At 61.4% G+C, this 26,695-nt stretch carries 12 protein-coding genes; 10 read left to right on the top strand and 2 right to left on the bottom strand.

Features of this window, described 5'->3' with window-relative positions; genetic code table 11:
• The first annotated feature begins 22 nt into the window (after window positions 1–22).
• From AC13C8_RS16265 to AC13C8_RS16240, 6 genes are read left to right on the top strand one after another with little or no spacing between them, the layout of a single operon-like run.
• Window positions 23–784 (top strand): hypothetical protein, encoded by a 762-nt coding sequence (locus AC13C8_RS16265; RefSeq protein ID WP_482848340.1) that lies wholly within the window; start codon window positions 23–25, stop codon window positions 782–784.
• Complete coding sequence (locus tag AC13C8_RS16260) at window positions 781–10,524, top strand: DUF6603 domain-containing protein (RefSeq protein WP_482848338.1); 9,744 nt, start codon at window positions 781–783, stop codon at window positions 10,522–10,524. The genes AC13C8_RS16265 and AC13C8_RS16260 overlap by 4 nt, the downstream gene beginning before the upstream one ends.
• 1 nt (window position 10,525) lies before the next feature.
• Window positions 10,526–12,616, top strand: coding sequence for a hypothetical protein (locus AC13C8_RS16255; protein WP_482848336.1), 2,091 nt, complete (start codon window positions 10,526–10,528; stop codon window positions 12,614–12,616).
• Window positions 12,613–13,650 carry a hypothetical protein gene (locus AC13C8_RS16250; RefSeq protein WP_091429607.1) on the top strand — a complete coding sequence of 346 codons (1,038 nt, stop codon included), beginning with the start codon at window positions 12,613–12,615 and terminating at the stop codon, window positions 13,648–13,650. Before AC13C8_RS16255 ends, AC13C8_RS16250 begins: the two co-directional genes overlap by 4 nt.
• A complete protein-coding gene (locus AC13C8_RS16245; RefSeq protein WP_482848334.1) occupies window positions 13,640–17,440 on the top strand; it encodes a hypothetical protein in 3,801 nt (1,266 codons plus the stop codon). The genes AC13C8_RS16250 and AC13C8_RS16245 overlap by 11 nt, the downstream gene beginning before the upstream one ends.
• The gene (locus AC13C8_RS16240; protein ID WP_482848331.1) at window positions 17,440–20,808 is read left to right on the top strand and encodes a beta propeller repeat protein; all 3,369 of its coding nucleotides are present in this window, start codon (window positions 17,440–17,442) and stop codon (window positions 20,806–20,808) included. Before AC13C8_RS16245 ends, AC13C8_RS16240 begins: the two co-directional genes overlap by 1 nt.
• Before the next feature lie 320 nt (window positions 20,809–21,128).
• Here the strand turns inward: AC13C8_RS16240 and AC13C8_RS16235 are convergent, their stop codons facing one another.
• Entirely contained in the window at window positions 21,129–21,743 is a 615-nt protein-coding gene (locus AC13C8_RS16235) for a TetR/AcrR family transcriptional regulator (RefSeq protein ID WP_482848330.1), read from the bottom strand.
• A 111-nt stretch (window positions 21,744–21,854) separates the two neighbouring features.
• Between AC13C8_RS16235 and AC13C8_RS16230 the strand changes: the two genes are divergently transcribed.
• The 4 genes from AC13C8_RS16230 (at window position 21,855) to AC13C8_RS16215 (ending at window position 25,841) form a co-directional block, all read left to right on the top strand.
• Complete coding sequence (locus tag AC13C8_RS16230) at window positions 21,855–22,706, top strand: DUF6920 family protein (RefSeq protein WP_091429615.1); 852 nt, start codon at window positions 21,855–21,857, stop codon at window positions 22,704–22,706.
• 89 nt (window positions 22,707–22,795) lie between these two features.
• The gene (locus AC13C8_RS16225; RefSeq protein ID WP_482848327.1) at window positions 22,796–23,428 is read left to right on the top strand and encodes a LysE family translocator; all 633 of its coding nucleotides are present in this window, start codon (window positions 22,796–22,798) and stop codon (window positions 23,426–23,428) included.
• A 285-nt stretch (window positions 23,429–23,713) separates the two neighbouring features.
• Window positions 23,714–24,130 (top strand): universal stress protein, encoded by a 417-nt coding sequence (locus AC13C8_RS16220; protein ID WP_091429618.1) that lies wholly within the window; start codon window positions 23,714–23,716, stop codon window positions 24,128–24,130.
• Window positions 24,131–24,173: 43 nt separating this feature from the next.
• A complete protein-coding gene (locus tag AC13C8_RS16215; RefSeq protein ID WP_091429620.1) occupies window positions 24,174–25,841 on the top strand; it encodes a BCCT family transporter in 1,668 nt (555 codons plus the stop codon).
• A gap of 64 nt (window positions 25,842–25,905) precedes the next feature.
• Here the strand turns inward: AC13C8_RS16215 and AC13C8_RS16210 are convergent, their stop codons facing one another.
• Window positions 25,906–26,688: a dimethylarginine dimethylaminohydrolase family protein gene (locus AC13C8_RS16210; protein ID WP_482848325.1), complete on the bottom strand. Its 783-nt coding sequence runs from the start codon at window positions 26,686–26,688 to the stop codon at window positions 25,906–25,908.
• Between the last annotated feature and the right edge of the window lie 7 nt (window positions 26,689–26,695).

Raw genomic sequence — 26,695 nt, 5'->3', positions numbered from 1 at the left:
CCAGCAAGCGAGGAGGATCGCTATGGGCAAATCGCCCCGACCTAAACCGAAAGTCCGACAGGATGTGAAGCGCCCGGCGAAGCGACCTGAGGCGTCTTTACCCGACACCCATCTCGGTGATCTTGAGCGGCTGGTTGGAGACGGCGCATTGCGGGTCGCGATTGATCGTTTGCTTGAACGGACACCGGACAAGGACATCGACAAAGACATTGATAAAGTGTGCAAAAAGATGTTTCAGGCGCTCAGAAAGCGCTGCCCACATCTGGTGCCGGATCGCCCTGTGAATACCGGTCAAATCGGGCCCAGGATTGATCTTGGGCCGAAAACAGTGGTGACGCTGTTTCGTGGTGCAGCGGTGAAGCTGGCGGGCGACAAGCAAACCGTCTGGGTGCTGGGCGACAGCGAGATACTGGTTTTCACAAGTCGCGTGGAGATTGAAACCGAACCGGGACGGATTGTGGTTCACCTGCCGGTCAGGACCGATCAGACCAAAGATGTGGTGATCAGGGTGCCTTTCGCCGTCGGCTCTGAAAAGCGCCCGGCGGGGCTGATGGCATCCACGCCCATGCGCCCCATCGGGCCCGAAGCGATCGTCGAAATATGGGCCGATGCTCTGACCGCCTTCGCCTGGGGTGCGGTTCTGACCCTGGCCGAGGTGCTGGCCAACCGTGCCGGACAAGACCCCGACCGCAATGGACTGATCGCATTCAACCTTCTGGCGGGGGCAGGGGGGCTGACCATTGGCACGATGGCGCGACACGGATTTGACCGGAGGGCGCCATGAGCCTTGATGCTGCCGATTTTGGAGATCTTGAAGACGTCCTGAAGGCGCTTGGATTTGCCGGCGACAGCGGTGCGCTTAATGAAGATTGGCTGGCCGATCCGATCACCTATCTGAAGACGATGCTCGCCAATGAGACGCAGCGAGAAGCACTGCTGGCGGTCATGGATCGGCTTTTGGAAGGAGAAACCGAGATTGACGGCGAGGGCCATCAATGGCTGCCGGTCGTGGCAAGCGATGATGGCGCTGCGACTTTCTATTTTGTCATCGACGATGAGCCGGAAACCGAAGTTCACATCGGGCTTGGCGTGCGGCTGAAAACGACGGACCCAGACACGGCGACCTCATTCTTCGTGCCCCTGTTCCGTGCCGCTAAAGAAGGCCACTCCGTCCCGGACCCGGTGTTGATCGGTCATCCGGGTGGCAAACTTATTCTGGCAAGCGAGATTGTCGTCGATCCCAATCCGCCCAGCGGCGAAGCGGGGCTAAGATCCATTGGTCTGGCCTTCACGACGCCCACAGCTGCGGGGGATGGCGATCCGGCGGTGGCGCTGACACTTGGCGGGCTGTTTCTGCCCGGGTTCTCGGCGCCGCGCGATTTCTCGCTCTCGGTCTCTGATCTTGATACGCTTGATGAGTCCGCGCTCGAGTTGATCCTTGGCATCATCCAGGCCATGGCGGATGGCGGTGCCACGCCCGAGATCACCGCGCTGGCCGAGCTTCTGGGGCTTGCAGGGTCCGTGCCGCCCCTTCCCATCGACGGGCTTGTCAATCAGGGGCCGCAGGTTCTGGCAGACTGGTTTGCAGCACTCATGGGCGACAGCGCGGCCAAGTCTGCTTGGCTGCAAGCGGCCGCCAACCTGATCGGAGGTGCGGCGAGCCTGTCGGGCGATACGCTTGCCATTGATCTGGGCGGCGGGGTCAGCGTGGATCTGGTGATTGGGGTCGTGACCGGATCGACCGGGCGGCCTGTCGTGACGCCCTCGATTTCTTTCGGGATCACGCAAGGGTCGGCCAGGGTCGAGGTGGCTGCGGACCTTCTGAAACTCGATCTGGGCACGGGTGCCGCGGTCGCCGTTCCTGCGCTGTCGGCGCAGGTGAGACTTGGCAATTCTGGCGCGCCGCTTCTTGTGGGCGATCCGGGGATCGAGGCTTTGCGCGCTGGTATCGCCCTTGGGCCGTTGCGCCAACCCATCGCGATCCTTGCGTTGGATCAGGTGGTGATTGCGGGCAACTCCTACGAGGTTCTGGACCTTTCCACACCGGATGCCATAGCCGAAGCGGGCACGACGGTGATCGGAGACGTAATTGCGGAACTTCTGGCGCAGCTTGGCCCCCCCGGCACGGCGATTTCGGTTCTCTTGGGTATCGCGCCCCCTGCCGGCGCACCAGGACTGCCGACGTTAGACCTGTCTGCCTTTCTGGCTGACCCCCTGGCCGCTGTGCGAAACCACTGGCTTGGGCTTCTTGGAAGTCACGTTGGCGATATTCCGGAGGTTCTGGGCGCGCTGCGCGGACTGTTGGCCGATGCGGCGGTGGCGGCCGATCCTGTAACCGGGAATGGCACCATCGACACTCCTTGGCGGGTCGGGATCACGGGACCGGTTGCTTTGCTCATTCGTCAGCCCGATCCGGGCGTGATCGAGCTTGCCGTCGGACTTTCCGCGACGCAATCCGAGTTGGGCGAGCGCTGCACGGTGCTGGAAACCAGCATAGATATGCTGATCATGCGGGCGGATCTGGCCGCACCTGACGCCGCCTTCGCCGCAAATGTCACCCTGACCATCGACGCCCGTGGGCGGGGCGCGCGACGCACGGCATTGGGCGATGATCCGTTGGCGATTGCCGCAGATCGGGTGAGCGCCCGGTTCGGTTGGAGCGCCACAGAAGGTCTGTCAGTCAACTTTGCCGCGCCCAACCCCGCATTGATCGTTCGTGAAATCGAGATCCCGCTGGATATCCCAAACTTCGATCAAGGTTTTGACGCCCTGACACCCCAACAGTGGGATGCCATCGAAGAACTGATCGGACTTTTAGGTGCTTCCATTGCCGCGCCTTGGGCGTTGGATATTCTGACTGCCATTGGCTGGCGGCGTGCCGGAGTTCTGGCCGAAAACACCGCGATAAACCGTCTGGCGCTGTCCGATCTGATCGCCGACCCCGATGCAGCTTTGCGCGCTTGGCTTGGTCGGCTGATCAGTGATCCGGGCGGGTCACTGCGCAAGGTGTTGGAGCCTTTGGGCCGTGTGATGTCAGGCAGTCGCGAGCGATTTGGTGTGCTCTCCGGGCGTGGCGCGCCCGACGATCCTTTGCGCATAAACCTTGCGCCGGATCTGGGTGGTCCAGCTTTGGGGCTTTGGACGATGCCCGGGCGTGCAGTGCAGGGCGACGGGCAGGTCCAGTCAGAAGCGCTTCGACAGTGGCGACCCGGAGACGCGCCGCTCGATACGGCCTCGCTTGCCGCGGGTATCGTGGTCGAACTTGCGTCGCGCGAAGGTCTTGTTCAGGCAAGCGCGCGGATTGCTGCGTTGGCCGCCGGGATCGATGCACTTGAGGCACGGCTTTCGGGCACAGATGGCCTGATTGTGCCGCCGGATGTCCTGCCGGATGGTGCGACGCGTCATGAAATACCCAATGTCGCCGGACCGGGTCTACGCGAAGCCGTTGATCTTGAAGCCATATTTGGGAATCTACCCGGCACGATCCTTCATCTGGCCGTTGCAAACGAAGCCGACGCCTTCCCGTTTGATGCCGCATCTGAGGACCGCAGGATTGACTTGCGCCCCGCAGGCCGCGCGCCTGACACGTTCGAGGCACCGACCGCCGCGCCGGGCGAATGGTTCATCGCGCTTGGTCCTCGCGCGGATGTTGCGCTGTTGTCCGGCGATCCCGACGGCACCGGAGGGCAAACCGCGCGATTGGCCAGGATGTTCGCTGCGTTCTCGACGGTGGGCGGTGACGTTGCGGTGGTGGCTGATGCAGCGGGTGCCCATGCGGCGTGGTTGGCGGCTGAAAATGTCGGGGCAGGATCGGTCAACCGGCTTTTGACGCTTGGCATGCCGCTGGTTCCGGCGGCGTTTTCGATCTTCGATCTCAATCCCGGTGCCGAAGCCTTGCGAACTTTCCTGGGGCTGCTGCCCCCCGAAGACCCCGGCACACCTGACGATGATGCGCTTGGCTTTGCCCGCGCGGCGTTCGGCGCCTTGTCCGGTCTGTCGCGGTTCGCCGACCCGGCCGCCGAACTCAGCCCTCCTGCCAACCTGCCAGGAACCGTCGCTGCGGGTCTGAACCTGCACTGCGTCTATGGCATCTTTGACCGTGCGGCGATTCGGGCAGGTCTGACAGCCGCCGCCGCGGCCGGTCTCAGCGAACGGGCCAGCGTGCAAGCTGGTTTCGAGGCCAGCGCCACAGTGACGGGCGCAGGATTTGGTCTTCTTTTGCCGATTACACCCGCCAGCGGGGGACTTACCGTTTCGGGCCACGTGGCTGTGGAACTGGGTGCCATCGCGCTTGATCCTCTTCCGTCACTCACGGATGAGCGCAGCGTAAGACTGCATCTGGAGATCCGCCGGGATGGTGGTTGGCTGCTTGGTGGTCCGGGGTCCGGGGCAGGGGCGGCACAGGAACTGCGCTGGATCGCCGTCGATATCGCGGTGCCGTTGGGCGCGTCCGGGCCGGTAGAAGCCGAGATCAGACTGCATGATGCGGTTGTCTTTGGTCTGGCCCGCGATGTTTGGGTTCTGCGCGAAGCGGGGGCAGACGCCGCCGAGGGTGTGGTTACAACAGCGCTGCCCGAAGTGCGGGTGCTGCTGTCATCCGTCGTGACCGAAATCCTGAGCGATCCCAGCCCAGAGATGGGAGCGTTAGCCGATTTGCTAAGCGCGATCGGCGTTATTGATGATCTGGGCGGGCTGGTGGCCACAGCGCTGAATCGCGTGCTGCATGAACCCGATGCGCAGGTGCGCGACGCGCTTCTTAGCGCTGCAAGGGTCTTGGATTTGCAGGGTGCCGCTGACACGATATTCGCGGGTATTCCGGGTTTGAGCATCGACATCGCCGCCCGGTCTGTCTCGTTCTCACTTGCCGGATCGGCTCCGTCCCTGGGGCTGCCCAATTGGAGCGTTTCCGCCAGTGCCGCAAGCTCTGGCCCGATCACCGCAGACCTGAGCATTGGGGCTGCGTCCTCTGGTGCGCTGACGGCCTCGCTTGACCCCTTGGAGATCAGGCTTGATTGGACACCTCCGGGTGCGGCACCAGTAAGCCTGCCCATCTGGCCGAACGCCGATCCCGCTGCTCTGGCCCAGGAAGGCGCGCCGCTGACCATTGCCAGTGCGGTCAAATTTGGCGTCGATTACATGCGGTCTCAGGATGACGGTGCGAAACTGATCATCGACGGGCTGCTTGAGATGTTGGGGTTGTTGGCTGCCCCTGGCCCGGATGGTGATCGGGCAATGGTCACACCCATCGGGCTGTTCCGCGATCCGGTGGCATGGCTGAAAAGCGATGCGGTCTTCGGGCTGGCGGGCGGCTATGACGCAAGCCGTGTAGGTGCGGCCTTCGACGCGTTGCGCCCATTCCTCGGCCTGTCCGGCGCGCCGGGACGTTGGGACGTCGCGGACGGTGTGGCAATTGAATTGACTGGCGCAGGGGGCGTGCTGGATCTGGGATTGGCGCTGGATAGCGACGCCATTGGTGGCGGGGCGGAACAACTGGCGTTTGGTGGTCGGTTCGGGCTTTTGATCTCAGACACAGCACCGGTTGCGCCAAACATCGCCGTCTTTGCCGGGTTGCCAAGCGCAATCCAAGGGCGCAGCGCCGTGCATTTGAACATTTCCGCTGAAGTCAGCCTGTTTCTGAGAAATGCAGGTGGCACGGATTTGCCGCTTTACCCCAATACGCCGGGTTTGGCCTCGCTTGCGGGCGCGGCGGTCGAGACCGCGCTGCCCTTGGCCTTGAACGCGCTGGTCGATGCGGGCGGAACCGCGGGCGACGTTGTGGCGGCTGTGGGCGATGCGCTTGTATTGCGCGAAGGCACACCGCTTGAATTTACCGGCCCACGGCTGTCTGCGTGGGCAAATGATCCCGAGGGCGAGCTTGCCGCACGCTGGCCTGCGATCACGACCGGAGCATTGAACGCGCTCGCAAACGCGTTGGCACCGGTTCTGCCGGTCGGCGTGTCGGCTTCATCCAGTGCTGCCGGGTTGGACATCATCGCAGGACCGATCACCCTGTCGCTGGAGACCGGGCCATTCCGCTTTGCCATCGGATATTCCGACACCGGGTTGCCGTTCGTTGAAACCGTCACGACGGCAATGGCCTTCGATGCGGGCGGGTTGGACGAATTCACCGGCAGCATCGGACCTGCGTTGATTGATGCAGGCGGTGCAAGCCTGTTCCCTGTGGTTTCGTTCGAGGTCGGGGAAAACATCACCGTTCCCTTTGTGGGCCTTGGCCTTGCGATTGCGGGGGACGGGGTGCAGGTGTTGACGCTGCGCACAATCCTTGATCCGTTGGGCTTTGAGGTTGTGTTCGACGATGGCGACGGTCCGGTGTCGGATCCGGCCAGCGTGGCCTCTGGCCTCTTGACCCTGACCGTGGGCCTTGTGGTCGATTTCCTGCGCCAGACCGACCCGGTTCAAGACCTTCTGGAAACCGAAATACCCGGCACCGGCTCGAGCGATATCGAGGATCTTCTGGAAGGTGTGATCTTGCTGGATGGCGACACCAGCCAGCTTGACTTGGCACTGTTCCAACTGATCCCCACGCCGGGGCAGAGCGCCAGCGACATCCGCGACAACTTCATCGCGCGGATGATCCGGCTGATCGAAAACTTCGCCGATGCGGGTCCGTCCGTGACCATCGACAGTATCCTGACGGTGGGTCTGGCGCGCGATGGCAATGCGATTGGCGTGAATGTCGGGCTGACGTCACGCCTTCCGCTGACCTCGGGCGATGTGGTTGTTTCGATCGAAAATGACAGCCGCTGGATCAAGGACGCACCCCCGGCAGGGATCGTGATTGGGCTGGTCGAAACAAGCCCGGCTTTGGGCTTCGCACCGTCGATTGCCGCCAATGGGCTGGGCGTGCGCATCGGCAAGGACGGTGCGCCGCTTGTCGATTTCGGCCTGTCGCTTGGCTCGATCGCGTTGCATCTGTTTGGCCGGATCGGCAATGGACCACCCGCTGGTGGTGTGCAGGTGCAACTTTCCGACCTTGCGGTCAGCGTCTCCGGCGGAACCGGCGGCAACCCTGTGGCGCAGGGCATCATGGACGAAAGCTCGGACAGTGGGCAGGAACTGGCGCCGATGTTCAGCCCCGCGCTTGCCATTCAGAAACACGGGTCCGATCCGGTGATGGTGCGGCTGTCGGCGGGCGAAGGCGATGGGCCATGGTGGCTGTCGATCAAGAAGGGCTTCGGGCCGCTTTACGTCGATCAGGTCGGACTGGGCGTAACCCAGACCGGTGAAGAGCTTGAAAAGATTTCGCTTCTGTTTGATGGCAACATTTCGATTGCCGGGCTGACGGCGGCTGTGGATGATCTGCAACTGACCTATTCGCTTGATGCCGGACCTGTCTATGACCCCGGCAGTTGGAGCGTTGATCTGTCAGGCCTGGCCGTCAGCGCCGATCTGTCCGGCGTGCAGTTGGCAGGGGGTCTCAGGAAATACTCGGACCCCGGCAATCCCGAAAATGTCGAATATGTCGGCATGTTGCTGGCGCGGTTTGCGGCTTATGGGCTGTCGATTTACGGCGGCTATGCCTCGATCGAGGAAAATGACGAGGGACGTTATACAGCCTTCTTCGCTTATGGTGCCATTGTTGGTCCCATCGGTGGGCCGCCTGCGTTTTTCCTGACAGGTATTGGCGGCGGGTTCGGCATCAACCGCGAGATCGTCGTGCCCGATGATCTGTCGAAATTTGATGAGTTCGTGATGATCAAGGCGCTTGATCCCAGCGCCTCGGCCCCGTCTGACCCCATGGCCGAGATGGACAGCGTGCGGGTCACGTTCCCGCCGCGCAAAGGCACGTTCTGGTTTGCCGCCGGGATCAGTTACACCAGCTTCATGATTGTCGATGGCGTGGCGGTCGTCGCGGTCGAGTTTGGCAACGGGTTCGAGTTGAACATCTTTGGCCTGGCCCGGATGGCGCTGCCGCGTCCGCAATTCCGGCTGGTCTCGATCGAGATTGCGCTGGTGGCGCGGTTCTCGACCGAAGAGGGCGTGATCTGGATACAGGCGCAACTGACCGACAATTCCTGGCTGCTTCATGAAAGTGTGCGGCTGACGGGCGGCTTTGCCTATGTTTCTTGGTTCGGTGGGCCGAAAAAGGGCGAGTTTGTCCTGACATTCGGCGGCTACCATCCGAAGTTCCACCGCGACGGCTATCCGGTGGTTCCGCGTCTTGGCTTTCATTGGCAGCCGACCAGCAATATCGTCATCAAGGGTGGCAATTACTTCGCGTTGACGTCCGAGGCGATCATGGCCGGCGGCGGGCTTGAAGCCTCGGCCACGCTGGGGCCAGCCTGGGCCTATGTGGCCTATGGTTGCGATGTCATCATCTATTTCGACCCGTTCCGATACGAGGCCGAAGCCTATGCCAAGATATCGGCGGGCGTCACGATTGATGTCTGGATTGGCAAGATCACGATCAAGATCAGCCTTGGGGCCAGCATCTATGTCGAAGGGCCGGAGTTCCGTGGCGAGGCGCGCTTCAAGGTCGGGCCTGTCAAGCTGAAGGTAAAATTTGGCGCAAGCAGCCAGTCTTCCCCCAATTACATCACCTGGACCGATTTCGTCGTCAAATACCTGGAAGAAGCACGACCGGGCACGGCGCGGGCGCTATCGGCCATCGCGGGCAACGGGGCCTTGCCACCCGGTGGCGAAGAAGGCACCGCGGACGGGTCCATCGACCATCCTTTCGAAGTGATGAGTGAATTCGAGATGACGGTGACGACCACGCTGCCCGCCGACCGTCTGGCAGTCGGCACCGCAAGCCCGCAGAATTATTCCACGCTGCCGCTTGGATTGCCACCGATCAACGCCTCGTTGGACGGGTCCGAATTGTCGCTGTCGCTGATCCGGGTCGACACGGACGCCGAGCGGATCAACGAAACCGGCGTCACGGTTCTGGGCCGTTACACTGGCAAGTTCCCGATGGCCGTCTGGGGTCCGCCACAAGAGCTTGACAAGAAGTCCATGCCCAAGGGCGAAGTGCTGGACGCGCTTGAAGGCGCGCATATGACCGTGAAGCCCTCGCGCATTGGAAGGCTGCCGCCCGAGATCGCCTTCAATCAGGTCGAGGCCGGACCGCGCAAACCCCTGCCATTCGTCACCGAGGCCACCGTGCGCCCCGGCTTCCTTGCCGATATCGGCGGGCTGGTCGCGACTGTGCCGGGCGGGTTGGATCCGAACCAGATATTCGAGCTTGAACAAAACATCCTGGCGCAGAACGGACTGGGAAAGGCGGCTTTGGCGGGACGCGCAAATGCACGGGTCGCGCCGGGCCGTATTGGCTCGCTCGGCGAACGGTTGGCGGTTCCCGAGGCAGCGACGCTGGGTAATGTCCTGAGTGCAGCGCCGGTGAAGGAACTGGACCTGTCGGTCAAACCGCCCCGCGCTGCCGCAATCCTCAGCCCCGAAATCCGCGCCGAGGCCGCGCCAAGGATCACCACTGTCAGAAACACCGATCAGATCCAGCGCGTGGTCGCCCCAAGCCTTGCACAGATGCGGGCCGGCCTTCCATCACAACTTCCTGCGGTCCTGACCCGTGTCGACACCGCTGCGCGTGGTCAGAAGACGGTCATTGCGGGCACCCGCCCACCTGTGACGCAATCGGCGCGGGCCAATGCAAGCTTTGTGGCGGGGCTTGGGCAGGATGGTGCGGCGGCAGAGCGTCTGGCGGCGTTCGACCAAGTGGCAACCGGGCCTGCCCGGCGCGCGGCGTCGGACAGCGCGCTGCTGACCCCCGGCGAGATCGCGATCTTCGACATGCCTGCCGCCCGACGCTCGAACCCTCGCCTTGGGGCTGGGATCATCGCGACCTCGGGCGGGGCGGCACGTGTGACTGCAATCGGGCTTGGCGGCGCCGTTCTGGACACCGGCAAGCCCGATCGTGGGCGGGTCAGTCTGCCGGGCCGAACCTCGCGGATCATTATCGAGGCCTTGGGCGATGGCGGTGCCAAGGGCGGTGTCACGGGCTGGATGGCCGAACAGGAACTGGCCTTTGTTGGCTGGAGCCGCGCGATCTTCGCTGGAGGTTCGGTCCACGCGGCGGGCGCGCAAATCGGGCGACGGAACGAGGCCGCAGGGCTGGGGTGGATCAACGCGGCCAAACTGACGCGTCAGGGTCGGATCACAACCCGGTTCGAGACATTCCAGCCGCTGCTGGTGCTATTGCTGGAAGGCCCGGTCAATCCCGACGCCGCGCGCGATTTTGCGCTGGCTCTGACCGGCGCAAAGGAAACCGCTGCCGCGCCGGTCGTGGTGAATCTGGGCGCGCGCACCGCGCTGATCCTTGAAACGACCGCAGTTGGCAAGGGCGGCCCGGTCAGCGTCGGCGTGGAAAGCAAAGCGCCCGGGCGACTTGCCGGCGTTATGCTGGCGAATGGAACAGCGGATCGCTTTGCAGAGCTTTTGGGAACCCGCAGCCTGGAAGAGCTTTTGGATCGGCCTCGGGCGGTCGGCGGCAAACCGGTGAAAATTGCCTGGAAGAAACCACCGAACAAACTGAAGGAGGCGTGCTGATATGGTCGCGGTTGGAAAATTCGTGCTCTATGACGGGTTCGTTCCCCCGCTTGAAGCCGGGGATTACGATCTGGTTGCCCGCCACACGCTCAGCTCTCCGGATGTGTCCGGGCTGAACGTGGAAACGCAATCAAGCCGCGTGCGCATTACCTCGCCCCGGTTCAAACTGCCGCCCGATCAAATCCTGTCGACCTTTCCGCCCGCCAATTCCGAAGGCGCCTATGAAAGCCGACTGCCGCAGATCGTCATCAAACGCCGGACCATGCCGTGGGAGCGCCGCCCGCTGCGCCCCGGCGATCCCGACGTGCCCCACGCCCCCGAAGAAGCCGCAGATCGCAACACGCCCTGGCTTGCGCTGGTGGTGATTGCGGAAGGCGAGGGCGAGATTTCGGTCGAGACTCCGATTGCCGACTGCGTCACGCCGGGCGTGCCGATGAATGGCCCGTCCGATGTGGTGAAGGGCCTTTATCTGTCGGTGCCCGAAACGGTGGTGCGCAAGGTCTTTCCGACGGTCGAGGATTTGCGGCTGCTCGCCCATGTGCGCGAGGTCAGTCTGGCGGATACGGAAAACGCGCTTGGTGATGATGACGGATTCATGGCAGTGGTGCTGGCCAATCGGCTGCCTCAGTATGATCGTGTGGCCTGTAAACCCGTGCGCTATATGGCCTGCCTTCTGAACCTCGAGGGCCAACTTGACGCCTTGCCGGCGCCAACCCCGCCGATCAATACGTTTCTGGCAACCCAGTTCGTGTTCAACGCCGCCGCCGTCGCGCAAAGCCAACCGGTCGATCCGGATTTGCGCTTCATGGGGGCCGAAGTGGACCAGTTCGTTGCACCTGAGGTGCTGGACGGAGACCTGCCTCGTGGTGGCCCAGCAAGTCGTGCGGTTCTGGGCGGGGTTAATCCGCGCGCAAAGACCAAAGCACCGACGCGGACCACGGCAACCCGTTCGGCAAAGGCTGAAGAATGGGCAACCGAGGCCGTGACGGCAAGGATTTCGGATGTCGCGACCTCGGCCAACTCGGATGATGCTGCTTTCGTGGTGCGCGACGCGATGCGAGCAGGCTTCCGGATCCCGTTTGAAGCATATGTGCTGGAGAAAACCTATCGGTTCCCGGTGCTTGCGCATTGGAGCTTTACCTGCAACGGCGCGGGGTCGCTTGACACCATAATGCAAGAACTGGATGTGGGGCTTCTGGGCACCTTGCCCGGCCCTGATGCCGAACCGCCGCGTCCTGAATGCCTGCCCGCCGTGGGCGGGGACGCGCCGCCGCCCGCCGACAAACCCCGCGTGCCGCCGGAAGTCACCGGCACCGGACATGTCGGGCTTGCGCACAAAACCCGTGAAGGGGAAGACCGCCGTGCGTGGTTCCGCGGACCCTTTGTGCCGTTTGCCACACGCAGGCGGCATCAGGCAGGTGATTTGCCGGTGCTGGCCCATGTTTCGGACCAATTGCGGCTGACGATTCCGGATGGCCGCGAGGATCTGTCGCTTGCCATCGCGTTCGAGATCGGGCGGCTTTTGGCGCTTTCGCAACCGTCCTTCGTTGCGGCCTTGATGCGGTGGCGACGCGAGCAATTCGGGGCGGAACGCGCGCGCCTTTTGAACGGCAAGCTCAGCAAGGTCGGTCAGTTCGCCGGAACGCTTGATCTGACGTTGGGCCAAGGCGTCGCGCGCGAGGTTGGCAGGCGCTTTTTGAAAGTGGCCTCGGCCGATTTGGTCGCGAATTTCGGCGATGCCCGTCCCATCGCTGACCCCGGTCGCCCGATCGAGCATCTGGCCGCCAACCCCATCACCGATCTGGCAAATGGGCTTGGGATCGACCGGCAGGTTCTGGTCGAGGCTCAGCGCCTGCGTGATCCGGCGATGCTGGACCGCGTTGCGGTGGCCCGAGGTGCGTCGGCCGAGACGCTCGACCCTTCGATAATGCAGGCGCTTAACGCCGGGTTGGACGAGTCGCTTCGCAGCATATTGGCCCAAGGCGGGGCAAGGGCCGCGCGCGACCTGCGACGGTCGGCGGCACAAGATGAAGATGCGCTTGATGCGTTGATCCGGCACACGACCGAGCGACGCAAGAAGGAGTTGGAATGATGGCCAAAGCAACCCTGACCGCCGAAACCGTCATGAACGAAGCCGTGGCCGCCATCGAAGGCGTCTTGGTGGCAACAGACGTCGATGACTACACCGATGATGACAAAATCACGCCTCGGGAAGTCCGGCAGTTTCTGGCGCGGCTGCGGCTTCTGGAAGGCGTTCCGTTTTCCAATCTGGTGGCTGACAGCGCGTTGCTTCCCATCGAATCCATTCGCTTTTTCTATGTCGATCGGGGATGGACCGATGCCTTGACCCAAGGTGCCTTGTCGGTCGGAACGGTCAACACGGGGGACCGGGCACAGCTTGACCGGCTTTATGGTGCCATAGAAGACGAGATCGACAGTGAGGAACGTCTGGTGCGTCTGCCCGGCGGTGAAGAACGTCAAGCCGGGCGCGCTGGGTTGATGACGGGGTTTCTGCTGCGGTCACGGGCGGTGTCGGGTTGGCCCGGCCTGCATGTGCGGGCCTATGCGCGTGAACCTGACGGCAACGACGAAGAGATCCTGCCCGAGTCTCATCCAGACAGGCTGAAACTTCTGCGGCTGGAACGACTGGCCCCGGCGGTGATGCTGGCGCTGTTCGACGGAATGCCCGAAGTCGTTCACATCGAGGAACCCAAACGGGGGCTGCAATTTGGTGTCAGCTTGAAACAGACTGTGGCCAATACCTATGCCGCGTCGATCCCGGCGCGGAATGTGCAGACGGCCAATTACGTGGATGAGAACGGCAATGAGGTCGAAACGATGGCCGAAGCCAAGCGCCTGCCGGTGCGGTTCCGGCCCGGCAGCCCCGGCGTGCTGGATCTTGCCAACACGGGCCGCGCGTTTCTTGAGGATGACAGCCTTGGCATGGGGTCTGAGCTTGATGGTGCCGAGTTTGCTTTGCAGATGATCCGCTTCCCGTATCGACAGGTTTTTGGCGACCCCCAAGTGACAAGCGATTTTGATATCGCCGCCGTGTTTCGACCGACGTTATCGAAAGAAGTGACAACGCTGGCGGCTGACTTTGAAAGGGTGTTCGATGCCGATTGAGCTTGATCCCCAGGTGTTGGATATCGCCATCTCGTCGCCGCGTTGGTCTGTCATCGCACGCACGGGACTTGGGGTGGACGACTTTGCGACCTGGGACCCCAAGATCATCCGCAAACCGCGGTTGATCGTCCCGATTGATGTGCAGGCACTTTATGTCGAAGAAGGTTCGACCGAAGTGTTTGTGCGCCTCCCGGGTGCTGTGTCGACACCTGATGGTGAACCACCAGAGCCGACCCCCGCACCGCTTGATCCCGGTGCGCCGCGTCCTTCGGGCGTTCATTTGCATTGGGCGATGCCCGATGCAGTGATGAACGGTCAGATGCAGGATGTCGATGGTGACGGGCTTGGCCTTGCGGCGCTGCCGAACCGCTGGCTGGTGCTACGGCTTCTGGCCCCCGACCGGGCCGAACGGATGGCCGTCACCGGCTGGGTGATCGAAGCCGATACGACGCGGGTCATTCCACTGAAAGACTGGAAGGAAGAGACCGACCAGGGCTTGTCGCCGACTGGCAAGACGCTGAAGGGTCGCGACTTGAATGCAGGTGCGGGCGGAAGTCTGGCCTGGACCGCGAGCTATGACGCCACGTTCAATCGTTTTGCCTTCCACGATCCGTTGAATGATATAACGGAAGCCGCGCCAAATGGGGTTTTCGGTGATGTGGCCACCTATCTGATTGCGGGCTGGTGGAGCCGCGCGGCCGAGGACCCTCTGGATGCCGCTCGCACCGCATCGGGCTTTGCAAGCGTGACCGAGGATTTGGGTTGGCGGGTCAACAGTGACACCGGCGGGCAGACGGCGGTTACAGAACAGGCGATGCTTTACCAAGCAGAGCTGACCAATTTCGGGGTAGAAAGCGCCACCCGCTTTTCACTGGTCGATACCGGTTCGCTCGCAAGCTCAACTGCGCTTTCTGGCGCTCAGGGAGCCGAGGTGTTCTTGCCCGAGGGCGGCCGGTTTGTGGCGGTGGAACCCAAACATATCTACTCCACTTTGTTGAACGGGATCGTTCATGGTGTGCCAGTCACAGGCCCGGTGCCCGCCGATCAGCGCCCCGATCCCCGCCGGGTTCGTGCAGCCCTTGGCCCGCAGGTGGAAGACAGTATCGCCGCACTGACGGCGGCAGCGATGGAGGGCGATGATCTTGACGCCCGGGCCGAAACCGAGCGGTTGATCGCGGCATTAACCAATGATCAGGTTGCGAAACTGGGCGAACGCAATGGCGCGGTCGAGATCGAAGAACGCGAACATGCCGCCCGGTTCGAGGCCGAGCGCGGGCGGGACTATTCGATCGAAAAGATCATAGATCGTGGCGGGCCGGAGAACCTGATCGCCGGTCGCGCGGCGCGCAATCGGGCCGGCAATACGGAACGTCAGGAAACCGAACGCACGCTGGCGACCGAACTGACGTGGTCGGCCACCAAACCCGGTGTCGTCAGTGTCGTGCCGGACCATCTTGGGTTCACTTCGAATTATTTCGAACGCGACGGCCGCGCACAGGCCGAACCGAAAGTGCGCAGCGTGCGCCGCCCCGGCCCGCGCTATTTCCGGGCTTTGGAACCTGTGGTGGCGATCCGCGATGCCAAACGCTCGCGTCGCCATCAAGAGGACGGTGTGGCGTCGCCCGACGGGACATTGACCTGCCGATGGCCGAGCCAGATACCAATTGTCATTCCAGGCGGCATATCGGGCCGTCAACATTTGGGACCCTTCCCGCATGGCGCGCTGCCGGACGAGGTCGTCAGGCTGGCGCAGAATGCTGTGATCACTGATCCGTTCACAACACCGTGGCTTGCTGAACAGGCCGCGCCGACAAGCCCGTTTCCACAAAGCGTTCTGGCCGCGAGGCTGCGGGGCGAAGTGGCGCTGCGTTATTCGCGCGACGGGCTTTACGACGGGACCGTGCCGGGTTTTTCCGCGCCGACCCGGACCGGCGAGGCGTCCGTGCCCGGCCCGATGGAGGCCGCTTTGGGCGATCAACTGCGCCGCCATTCCTTGCTGGACGGCGTGGATGCGGCGCCGTTGGGTGTGACCGTCTGGGCGCAGCCCTGGTCGCCGATCTGGTTGGAATGGGAAGTCGAGCTTGATCTGACTGATCGGCTGACAGGTTGGGCGCTGGGCCAGGTCGATTACGATGCGGCCCCACCGCCGGGCGGCTCCACCAGGGTCATTTCAGGCCGCAGCCCCATCAACAATGGCGCTGCCGAAAGCCTGACAGCGACCGTCACGAATTGGATGACCGCCGAGGATTTGCGCGATATCGACGATGAAGGGCAGCTTGACGAAGACGGCGAAAAAGAGGTGCGCGCGGTCTACAAGCACCTGACGAATGCTGATGTGATCTCGGCCACGTTAAGCGGTATTCACGAAGCCTTGTTGGGCTTGCCAGAAGCACCGGATGGGCAGGTCGAGCAACCAGATACAAAGATCGCACCGATTGATCTGCCACAGCTTTTGTTCTCGGGCCGGATCAGGATCAACACAGCGCGTTTGGTGGATGCGTTCGGCAGAGTGCTCGATGTGGAGCCGGGCAGGGTGGTGCATCCTGCGGCCTTGGTCCAACCCGGTCCGTGGTTGGAACTTCCCCCCCGTTTGACGCGGCCCGCGCGGATTGCGTTCCGGTTGGCCGATCCAGCGGATGGTGCAGCCCTGCCGCGAGAGGCGACGATCAATCAGGAACGCCCTGACCTGATGGTGAATCCGGTGGCCGGGTTCCTGTTGCCCGATCTGATTGACGAGGCGCTGGAAGTCTTTGATGCCGCTGGCACGCCCTTGGGGCAGTTGCAGCATGAACCCATCGGCGGTGGTGTCGTATGGGAGATCGCACCGGGACGCGAAGGGCCGGCAGATGCCGGACCGCTTTTTGACCTTCGCCCTGCCGCGCAGCCCCTGGGCCGGTTCGCGGCGGCGATGATCGAAGCCGATGCGCGCACCCGGGGTGGCACGGCGCTCAGCGCCAAGCGTGAAACGGCGCTTTCGGCTTTTCTGCGGGCGGTTGATACGACGCTTTGGTCGATTGACACATTCGCCTCGCTTGGCACGCCGCATATTGCAGGGTTGGTCGGTCGACCGATGGCGGTGGTGCGGGCGACGATCCGGATGCAGATCTATGACGATCTCGATCTCTTGGATCTGTCTGCGCCCGGCGCCCGTGACGCGCGCAAGGCGGTTTATGACGACCTGGCAGATCGCGCCTTTCATGCGCGTCTTGGCGAATTCACCCGCGATGATGACGGGGTATATGGCTATTTTATCAACGACGACTATCGACGCTTCCATGTGGTTGACAAGATAGTCAAAACCCGCGCGCTGGAAAGTGGACGGCGCAGGGGCCAGTTCGCTTCGTTGGGCGCATCGCGCATTCCCGCGCCGGACCCGATCGATCACCCCTATCTGGTCGGCGAGGATGAGTTCCCCATTCATCTGGGCGAGGTCATCCGACTGACGATCCTGATGCATCCGGCGGGCAAGGTGCACCTGACTTCGGGCATTGTGCCGCGAAAATCGCTGCAACTCGCGCGTGATTGGGTGGATCCGGGGCTGGGACGGATGGCACCGTCGGCCCGGATCGGCCCGGTGCTGATCGACCCTGACAAGGTGCGCCTGCCAAAGATCGCCAGTTTTGGAGAAGATCAGATCTGGACCCGACGCGACACGCCGTTTTCCTGGAAGGACGACCCCATTCTGGCGGCAACGCAAGCCGCGCTTCTGCCGGATGCGCCGGCGGCGATCGAAGAGGGATATGTGCGCATAGCCACCGCACCGATCCCCGGCAACGAGGAGGAGAGCTGATGCGATACAACTGGCCGGGTCGCGGACGCGCTGGCATCGACTTCGCCGCTCGTCGTCACGATTTCAATGCCTTCACCGACATCCATGCGCCAGAGGGATTGTTTGACGAAATCTTTGGCAATCGCGCGGATTATCTGCGCGTTCTCGAAGATCTGGGCGCTTTTACCGACGCCAATCGCTGGATTCCGCTTGGACCGACGGGAATGATCAATGGGCAAGCGACCGGCAACCCTGTCGTGGCCGGACGCGTCCGGGATCTGCAAGTCTCGCCAGATGGCAGCCGGGCCTATGCCGGTTCAGCCAATGGTGGGGTGTGGGTGACACTCGATGCCGGGCAAAGCTGGGCACCGCTTGGCAGTTGGGGGGTGAACCCCAGCGCGGCTTCGGGCACGGGCGGGCGTGTGCAATCGTTGACCATCGGCGCGCTTGATGTCGAGTTCGGCGCGACGCCGGATGACGATGTGATCTATGCCGCGACCGGCGAACTAAGGGCCATCACCGGGCGAACCCATGCTGATGATCATGCAGGAGTCGGCATATTGCGGCTTGATGGCACGCTTTCCAGTGCCTTGGGAAGCGTGGGATCAATCCCCTGGCTGCGCGAGGGGACCGCGCTGCGGGGCGCAGGCGTATTCAGGCTGACCCATGAGCCAGGCGTGTCGCTGTCGTTCGACCCCACTGGCAGCAATGTGATGATCGCGGCAGCGTCGTCCGGGTTGTATTTTCGCGATGGCCCGTTTGTGGCAGATGCAGCTTGGGACCGGATCGAACGCGCGCCCTTCGACTTTGATGCCGACACCTGGCCGCATGTTTCGGATGTGTTGTGGACCGGATCGACCCCGAAACGCATCTTTGCAGCCCTGACCCACAACGAGACCGGCAAGACGGCTGTGTATGTCACCGAAGGCGGCCCGGACAGCAATTACAGCAAGATCAGTTTGAATGGCGTACGACGCGGGGCGCGGCTGAGCATGGCCGTCGCGCCGTCCAACCCGGATGTGGTCTATGTGCTTGGCACCGGTGCACATAACCGCGCACGGCTGTGGCGGATCGAAGGCACCGGCCCCGCACGTGTCGTCGATGATGTCCCGCCCGGTCTGTTTGGCAAGCCGAAGATGGATGGCACCACTGTGAAGGTGGACGGCAATTCATCGCATTATAACAACTCTGTGGCGGTCGATCCGACGAATGAGAACATCGTCTATGTCGCCGGATCGACGATCCGGGTCAGCAATGTCTCGAACGCGAACATGCACAAGCTGACGATCAGCGGCACCCATGCCGCAAACGACTACAGCACGGATTTCAACACCGGTAACAACCTCGCGGCCGAGACAGACGCGACCTTTTTCGGCAACATGGCACATGCAGACGTTCACGCAATCCGGCCCGTCGGAAGCGAGGTCTGGATCGGGTGCGATGGCGGGGTTTTTGTGGATCGCGGTTCTGGCATGGTGTCGCTGAACTATGGGCTTGCCATTTCGGAACCCGGTTTTCTGGCGTGCCATCCCGACGTGCCAGGTGCGCTTATTGCAGGCACGCAGGACAATGGCCGGATTGAAAAGGTTGGCGGATCGCTCTGGCGGCTTTGGCGCAAGGGCGATGGCGGGGGCGTTGCGTATCACACGACCAACCCGGCCTACTATCTTGGCCAATATACCGAAGCCTCATGGCGGGAAAATCAGGGACGGTTCACGCGACCCGTCTTTCGGACCACGGTTGCTGCGGGCAGCGCTCCGCCTGAAAGCGAAACCAAAGAGAACGACGCCTCGCTGTTTTACAGCGGAATCGCTGCGGTGGCAGGCGAGGTGGATGAAACCCGCATCGCCATCGGCACGACGCGCGTGTGGTTTTCGCCCGATTGGAACCCGGCAAATGCAGACAATACATGGGTAACACTGCCATCGGGTGAAGATGCCCGCACGCCGGGATCGGAAAATGACGGGCAGGACAAGTTTGGCGACGATGAAATGGCGGTGACGATCCGCTGGGCACAGCGCGGCGACGCGACCAATGATTTCGACGGTGCGCGGCTTTTGATCCTGACCAACAAGAACATCTACCAATACAGCTTTGATAAGGCCGAGGACAAATGGACCGCTCACCGGTTCACCGAAAAGAAGATGAAGAACCGGATCCGCAAGAACGAAGATATCGAGACCGGTCCATCGGAAAAGCTGCCCTATATCGGCAAATGGACCGATGTCTTTTCCCATGACCGGACGCGCGGCAGCCACGGCTCGTTTTACGTCGCGACGACGTCCAAATCGAAGATGACAGATACGGGCGAGGTTGGGGAAGCAGACCGGATGGACACGCTGTGGTGGTTTGACGGCGAAGAGACCTGGCATCCCACCGGATTGCGCAATCAAGGGCTTGATCCGCTGGCTGGAACCTCGGGCACCAAAGCCCCACAGTTTGCGGTTGTGGTCCATCCTGACGATCCGAATATCGTTTTTGTCGGGGGAAGTGCAGGTGTGTGGCGCGGTGTATTGAGCTTTTCAGGCGACACGCCAAGTTGGAACTGGACCGGAGAACTGAACGGTCTGCCGCAGGCCGTCGTGCAGGATCTGGTGATTTTCCGAGAGGGGGATCTGAGGCTTCTGCGTGCCGCATTGGAAAGCCGGGGGATCTGGGAGTTGAATATCTCGGACTCGTCAACGTCAGTGGGCAATACCTACCTGCGCGTGACCAACCTTGACACCCGGCAGGCCGAGATTGATGCCGCGCCGATTGACCCGTTGAGTTCCACCAGCCCCCCTGCGACCTTCACGCTGGATATGAGCCCGGACATATATGTGCATGGTTCAGCGGCGCCGCCGCCCTGGGGCATGGGGGTCTTGCCCAATGAAGCGCAGATGTTCGATCGAACCGAGCGTGAGCGCACGCCGTTCAGGCTGAATTTTCGCCGTTCGCCCGGCACTTATCCGACCTATGTCATGGTGCATCACCGGGACACCGATCCATTGGCGGGCAATCAGGTCACGGTGGTCCTGCTGCGTCTTGCCAATGCGCCAGTTGATTTGACCACGGTGCCAATCGATACGCCGTGGCGTCAGGCTGTGTTGGCTTTGATGGACGGGTCGTCAAACACGCCGCCCGCGGGCTGGGCTTTGGCCGAACCAGGAGCACCCCGACGCAATCTAACCGGGCCGATTGAAGCCCGCGTGCCGCGTGCGGTGGAGTTCGCTGTCGATCTGTCCCACCCGGTGACGGACGCATCGGGACAAGATGACGAGTTGCTGGTGGCAATTGTAAACTCGACCCGAGATCCGCTTTCGCTGGCACAGCTCAATCGCAACAATCTGGCGATGCTTATTCGCCGCAGCCGCAAGGTGGCAGCGCGAAGATTCCGCCGCCGCAGTTGATCTGGCGCTTTTCGTGACAAGTCCGATCCAGCGATGACCTGACTGACGGCGACAACAAAATCGCCTGTTGCCGTCAGGTGCAGATTGCATATCCCGGTCACGAAGACATCATTTCAAAAAAAGTGAAACGGACAAGGCGCTGATACTCTCTGCGTGGCAATCCGATTGGTGCAGGCGGGCAGGCGAGGGCGGGTAGCAACCTTCTCAACCCAGAATCTAGCGGGAAAAAAGAGCTTATGTTGAAGCGTCGTCCCGCGACGCAGCTTCTTCCTGGTGCCATTGCGCAGCCGACCAAACAGTTTGTAAGCTCGCGACCATCATCATCCCGTGGCACCGTACAGCCGACTTGTCAGGTCAAAGGCGCGTTCAGCTCGCTGGGCGATCGCGGTCCGATCCAATACATCCATCCGGCCCAGTGCTTGCCGCAGTTGCACCTCTCCGAACAGTAAGCTGATATAGCTTTCGGCGGCATCGGCGGGATCGGTGTCATCGCGAAACCGGCCCGCAGCGACCAATTGCATCATGATGGCGGTGATCAAGGCCACCATCTCGTGGCGCGCGGCACTGTCAATTGCTTCGCCCAGAAGGCCAGTTTCGTCTGCATCTGCGATGGCTGCCCGGTTCATGATAATCGCCTTCTCGCCGGTGGTGAACGCCAGCAGCAGGGGGCCAAGGGCGCGCAGGGTGTCCTGTGGGTCGGAATGATTGTCCAGCGCATCCCGAAGCAGGTCTTTGACGTTTCGCGCGTTTTCTTCGATCAGGCTTTGAAACAGCGTTTGCTTGTTGCCATACCAGGCATAGAGCGTCTGGTTTGACGCCGCTGCTCGCTTGGCAATCTGCAACATACTGGTGCTGCGATAGCCCTTCTCGGCGAGAACGTCGAAGGCGGCGGCTTCGATCTGGCGCCGTCTTTCATCTTGTTTATCCGGAGTCATGGTGTGCTTTCTCGATCTGTCTTGACAGTAAATGTACATATGTATACTCCACAGTCAATGGCAGTACATAAGTGTACGATTGAAGCAGAAAACATCATAGTGGAGACCCTCATGAAGCCCCTCAAAATTCTTGCAATAGGTGCCGCTGCCGTAATCGCGGCAACCGCCAGCGTCGTCATCTATTCCTCGGCACAGACCGAAGCCGATATTGCCGCGTTTCAGTCCAGAATCGCAGATATTGGGGCAACCATTCCGGCTGTGGCATTCGACGCGGCGCAAATCGCCGACCTGCCCGAACCGGTGCAGCGCTATTTCGAGTTCGTCTTCACTGGACCCGTTCCGGTTTTCACAGCGGTCCAATTGAAAGCCGAAGGGAAGTTCCGCCGCCCGTTGACGGAGGGTTTCAACGATGCAACCGCTGAACAAGTGATTGCCGTGGGAACGCCAGCTTTGATGTTTTCCGCGACAACGCCTGTTCTGCCGGGGGTCCGGGCGCGGGCTTACGACTTCTTCGCAAAGGGACAAATGGAAATGAAGGCAAAGATCCTGTCCACCCTTACGGTCGTGGACGAACGCGAAACGCCTGAGTTGAACCGTATCTCGCTGCGCCGGTGGTTGCTGGAAAGTGCGCTTTTCCCGCAGGCTCTGCTGCCCGGGGGGCCGGTGACGTGGGATGCGATTGACAGGTCCAGCGCGCGGGCAACCGTGACCGCCGATGGCCTGTCCGCTTCGATGGTTGCGCATTTCGATGATGAGGGTCGCCTGACCCAAATGGCGGCCGAAGAGGATGGCGATCTGACAACGCCCTATCACGGTTCTGGCGAACACGTCACGCGAGGGGACTATAGGCCCGTAGGCAATCTGATGGTCCCCCATACGTTCACGATCTCCCGTTCGGCGGATGGTGCGCTTTATCCGTTCTTTGAAGGCCGGATCACAGATATCCGGTTTCTGACAGAGTAGGAGGCAGCCGTGACCAAATATGACCTTTACTTGATCATACGTGACCCTTTCGCCGTCGCCATAGTGACGATCGAAGAAATGGGCTCCCAATGGACCTGACACTTCTGGCTTTTGCAACCGTGGTGGTGATCGCAATCGCGACGCCGGGGCCAACTGTCCTTCTTGCCCTGTCCAACGGTTCGCGATACGGCGTGCTGATCGCTTTTTTTGGCATGGGGGGTGCGATCCTGTCCGATCTCGTGCTGATCGGTGCCGTGTCTCTCGGTCTCGGCGCACTGCTGGCAACCTCTCAGTTCTGGTTCAGCGTTTTGAAATGGCTGGGCGTGGCTTATCTGGTGTTTCTTGGTGTCAGTATTCTGCGCCGCAGGGGCAGGGCGGGTTCGAAAGCTGCCCGCATGGATGTATTTACACGCGTCGATCCGACATCCGTATTCCTGCGCAGCTTTCTGGTGGCCGTGACCAATCCTAAGGGCTATCTGTTTTTTACCGCGTTTCTTCCGCAGTTCGTTGATCCGTCAGCAGCCATATTGCCGCAATATGCCCTGCTGACGGCCATCTTCATAGCGATCGATTTCGCGGTGATGGCGGCCTATGCGGCTCTTGGTGCAACGACCGCACGAGCTCTGCGCGCCGATGGTTTGCGCTGGATTGAACGTCTCTGTGGATCAACCTTTCTGGCCCTCGCCGCTGGTCTGGCTCTCTATCGGCGCAACGGTGGTTGAACAACAATTACAGACCAGTGCTGTTCTTTGATGAGGGCAAGATGTTCATGCCGAATTGGTCGTCAACAGCACCGACCGGAACGCTTTCTGAGTGAATGAAAAATGGCATCTGGTGCTGCGGGTTGATTGGTTTTGCCATGGATGCAAGACTGTTCACGTCACTCTGGTCCACTCGACCTGCCTATCTTGAAAGTCGAGCGCACCCAGACGAGGACGGCCAGTTTCCGAATTGGCGCCACCCGGCAACAAGCGGCGACATGATGGCCGTCGGACACAGGAGGGAAGATGTTTAACAAGATTGTTTCACCAGTCGACCTTGCCCATGCAGGGAAACTTGAAAAAGCGATGGCTGTGACGGGCGATTTGGCCCGGTCGTATGGGGCCGAGGTCTGTTTTGTCGGTGTGACGGGGGCAACGCCCAGCGAATTGGCCCGGACCCCCGATGAATATCGCAAACAACTGGAGGCCTTTGCCGCTGAGCAGGGCACAAAATTTGGCGTGTCAACTTCAAGCCACGTGATCGTAAGCCACGACCCTGCGGTTCAGATGAATCAGGAACTTGAAGACGCCGTTACCGAAATTGGTGCCGATTTGGTCGTTATGGCGACACATCCGCCGGGCGTCAGCGACTACTTTTGGTCAGGCCACGGGGCGCATCTGGCAGCCCACAGCAAGGCTTCTGTGATGCTGATCCGTGGCTGATCGCGCGATAACAAGCGCCAAATAAAAACAGAAAGGACGCCGAATGGTCGACCAATCACCCAACACGGAGGAGCTTGAGGGCATACCAACGCCCGATGGCACCACCCAACTTATCGAAACCGAATACGAAATAGGAGAGGACAACGTCGAAGGCAGTGTCGGGCCCTTTGGGTTTGACATTCACAACCCGGTCTTCCTGATCTCGGGGTTGTCGATCGTGGCCTTCGTGTTCTACACGCTGGCCCTGCCTGAACAATCAAACACTTTGTTCAGCTGGCTTTTCGGGGCAGTCACGAAAGGTTTTGACTGGTTCTTTATCAGTGCGGCGAACATCTTTGTGCTGTTTTGTCTGGTGCTGATCGTCACCCCATGGGGCAATGTGCGCCTTGGGGGCACCGAAGCCACGCCCGATTACACCTATGTCGGCTGGTTGGCGATGCTGTTTGCCGCCGGGATGGGCATCGGGCTTATGTTCTATGGTGTGTCCGAACCGATGAGCCATTTCTCATCCTCGCTGGGCGGAACCGCGTCTGAAAATGGCGTGCGCACCGATTGGGCACCGCTGGGTGGCGCCGCGGGGGATCAGGACGCCTCAGTGCGCCTTGGTATGGCTGCGACGATTTTCCATTGGGGTCTGCACCCTTGGGCGATCTATGCCATCGTGGCGCTGTCGCTGGCACTGTTTTCCTATAACAAGGGTCTGCCTCTGACGATCCGGTCGGCGTTCTATCCGATCTTTGGTGATGCGGTTTGGGGCTGGGTCGGCCATATCATCGACACGCTGGCCGTGTTTGCCACGCTGTTTGGTCTGGCAACGTCGCTGGGCTTTGGCGCGACACAGGCGAATGCGGGCCTGAACGAGTTGTTCGGCCTGCCCGTCGGGTCTACAACCGAGGTGGTCCTGATCTCGGTCATCACCGCGATTGCGCTGGTGTCGGTGCTGCGCGGTCTGGATGGCGGCGTGAAAGTGCTGTCCGAGATCAACATGGGTCTCGCCTTCCTTTTGTTGATCTTCGTGCTGCTGGTCGGCCCGACAGTCTTTCTGGTGAAGCTGTTCTTCAGCTCATTGGGGGCCTATCTGCAATATCTTCCGGCCCTGTCCAACCCGGTCGGGCGCGAAGACGTGAACTTCATGCAAGGCTGGACGTCCTTCTATTGGGCGTGGTGGATCAGCTGGTCGCCCTTTGTCGGCATGTTCATCGCCCGCGTCAGCCGTGGCCGAACCGTGCGCGAGTTCATCGTCTGCGTTCTGTTGGTCCCGTCGATGATCAGTGTGTTCTGGATGACTGTCTTCGGTGGCACGGCGCTGTTCCAGGTGATCAATGATGGTTACACCGTGGCGCAGGACGCCGCTCTGGAACTGAAGCTGTTCAAGATGCTGGATGTTATGCCCTTGGCAAGTTTCACGTCCTTGGTTGGCATTGTTCTTGTGGTGGTGTTCTTTGTCACCTCATCGGACAGTGGGTCGCTGGTGATCGACACGATCACGGCAGGTGGCAAGATCGACGCCCCGGTGCCGCAGCGGGCCTTCTGGTGCATCTTTGAAGGGGCGGTGGCCATCGTGCTTCTGCTCAGCGCGGGCGGGCTGCAATCCTTGCAATCCATGGTGATTTCCACCGGACTGCCTTTCACATTGGTCTTGTTGCTGATGTGTATCGCGATCGCCAAGGGCTTGGCATCGGAACGACGTTCGATCAAAGACGCGAATTAAGGAAACGTCAAAGACCGCCTCGCCCGGGGCGGTCTTTTTCGTTTGGCTGCGGTGCACGCCGTGTTCAGAACCGCAGCGACAGACACGACATGCCACCGTCCAGTTTGGCGCATTCCGAGTTGTTAATCTCAACCACGTCATAACCGGCATTGCCCAGCATCGCGGCAGTGCGCGGAAAGCCCGCAGGCATCAGCACAAACTGATTGAACCTGATGCTGTTGGCCGCAGCTTCTTCGCCGTCTTCCACATGCAAAACCCTGTAGCCGTCAAAGCAATCCGAGGCGGCCAGACGCTTGGTGGACAGGATCGTCTCACCATCCAGAAGCGAACAATCGGTTTTGAAATGCAGGACACCGGGCGGCGTGAACACCTCTCGCAGACTGTGCCCCCAATCGCTGACAATCCCGGACAACTCAGCGACCCCGGCAGCATCCGTCCGGTCAGAGCGCCCCACAAGAATTTCGCGCCCCGTGACCAGAATATCCCCGCCCTCGATATGACCCGGCCCGGCGATTCCGCGCACATCGCCATAAAACTCGCGCAGGGCAGGGGCCATATGGGGCACTTCGCCCATGCGGCTGGGCGCGCCGGGTCGCATCAGGACAGCGCCTTGGGGCAGGCAAAGCGCCGTATCCTCGACAAAGACCGCATCTGGGAAGTCCTCCAGCGGTGGCAGCTCGATCACCTCGACTCCGGTCTTTTTCAACGTCGCGACATAATGGGCGTGATCCTTCAGCATCTGATCCAGATCGGGCGTGCCAATGTCCTCGGCGCGCAAACCGTCGGTGATGCTGGCGGATGGGCGGCGGGTGATGGCGCGGGAAAACTCAAAGGTCGGGTCGGTCATGTTTGAT

The sequence above is a fragment of the Aliiroseovarius sp. B-4 genome (assembly GCF_056857795.1).
Note: the sequence above shows the minus strand (reverse complement) of the source record. Positions and strands in the feature narration are given on the sequence as shown.

Excerpts from the sequence above, each read along its gene's own strand:
- AC13C8_RS16245 (WP_482848334.1), top strand. The coding sequence starts at position 13,640 with ATGCCGATTGAGCTTGATCCCCAGGTGTTGGATATCGCCATCTCGTCG.
- AC13C8_RS16255 (WP_482848336.1), top strand. The coding sequence starts at position 10,526 with ATGGTCGCGGTTGGAAAATTCGTGCTCTATGACGGGTTCGTTCCCCCG.
- AC13C8_RS16265 (WP_482848340.1), top strand. The coding sequence starts at position 23 with ATGGGCAAATCGCCCCGACCTAAACCGAAAGTCCGACAGGATGTGAAG.
- AC13C8_RS16250 (WP_091429607.1), top strand. The coding sequence starts at position 12,613 with ATGATGGCCAAAGCAACCCTGACCGCCGAAACCGTCATGAACGAAGCC.
- AC13C8_RS16260 (WP_482848338.1), top strand. The coding sequence starts at position 781 with ATGAGCCTTGATGCTGCCGATTTTGGAGATCTTGAAGACGTCCTGAAG.
- AC13C8_RS16230 (WP_091429615.1), top strand. The coding sequence starts at position 21,855 with ATGAAGCCCCTCAAAATTCTTGCAATAGGTGCCGCTGCCGTAATCGCG.
- AC13C8_RS16235 (WP_482848330.1), bottom strand. The coding sequence starts at position 21,743 with ATGACTCCGGATAAACAAGATGAAAGACGGCGCCAGATCGAAGCCGCC.
- AC13C8_RS16225 (WP_482848327.1), top strand. The coding sequence starts at position 22,796 with ATGGACCTGACACTTCTGGCTTTTGCAACCGTGGTGGTGATCGCAATC.
- AC13C8_RS16215 (WP_091429620.1), top strand. The coding sequence starts at position 24,174 with ATGGTCGACCAATCACCCAACACGGAGGAGCTTGAGGGCATACCAACG.
- AC13C8_RS16240 (WP_482848331.1), top strand. The coding sequence starts at position 17,440 with ATGCGATACAACTGGCCGGGTCGCGGACGCGCTGGCATCGACTTCGCC.
- AC13C8_RS16220 (WP_091429618.1), top strand. The coding sequence starts at position 23,714 with ATGTTTAACAAGATTGTTTCACCAGTCGACCTTGCCCATGCAGGGAAA.
- AC13C8_RS16210 (WP_482848325.1), bottom strand. The coding sequence starts at position 26,688 with ATGACCGACCCGACCTTTGAGTTTTCCCGCGCCATCACCCGCCGCCCA.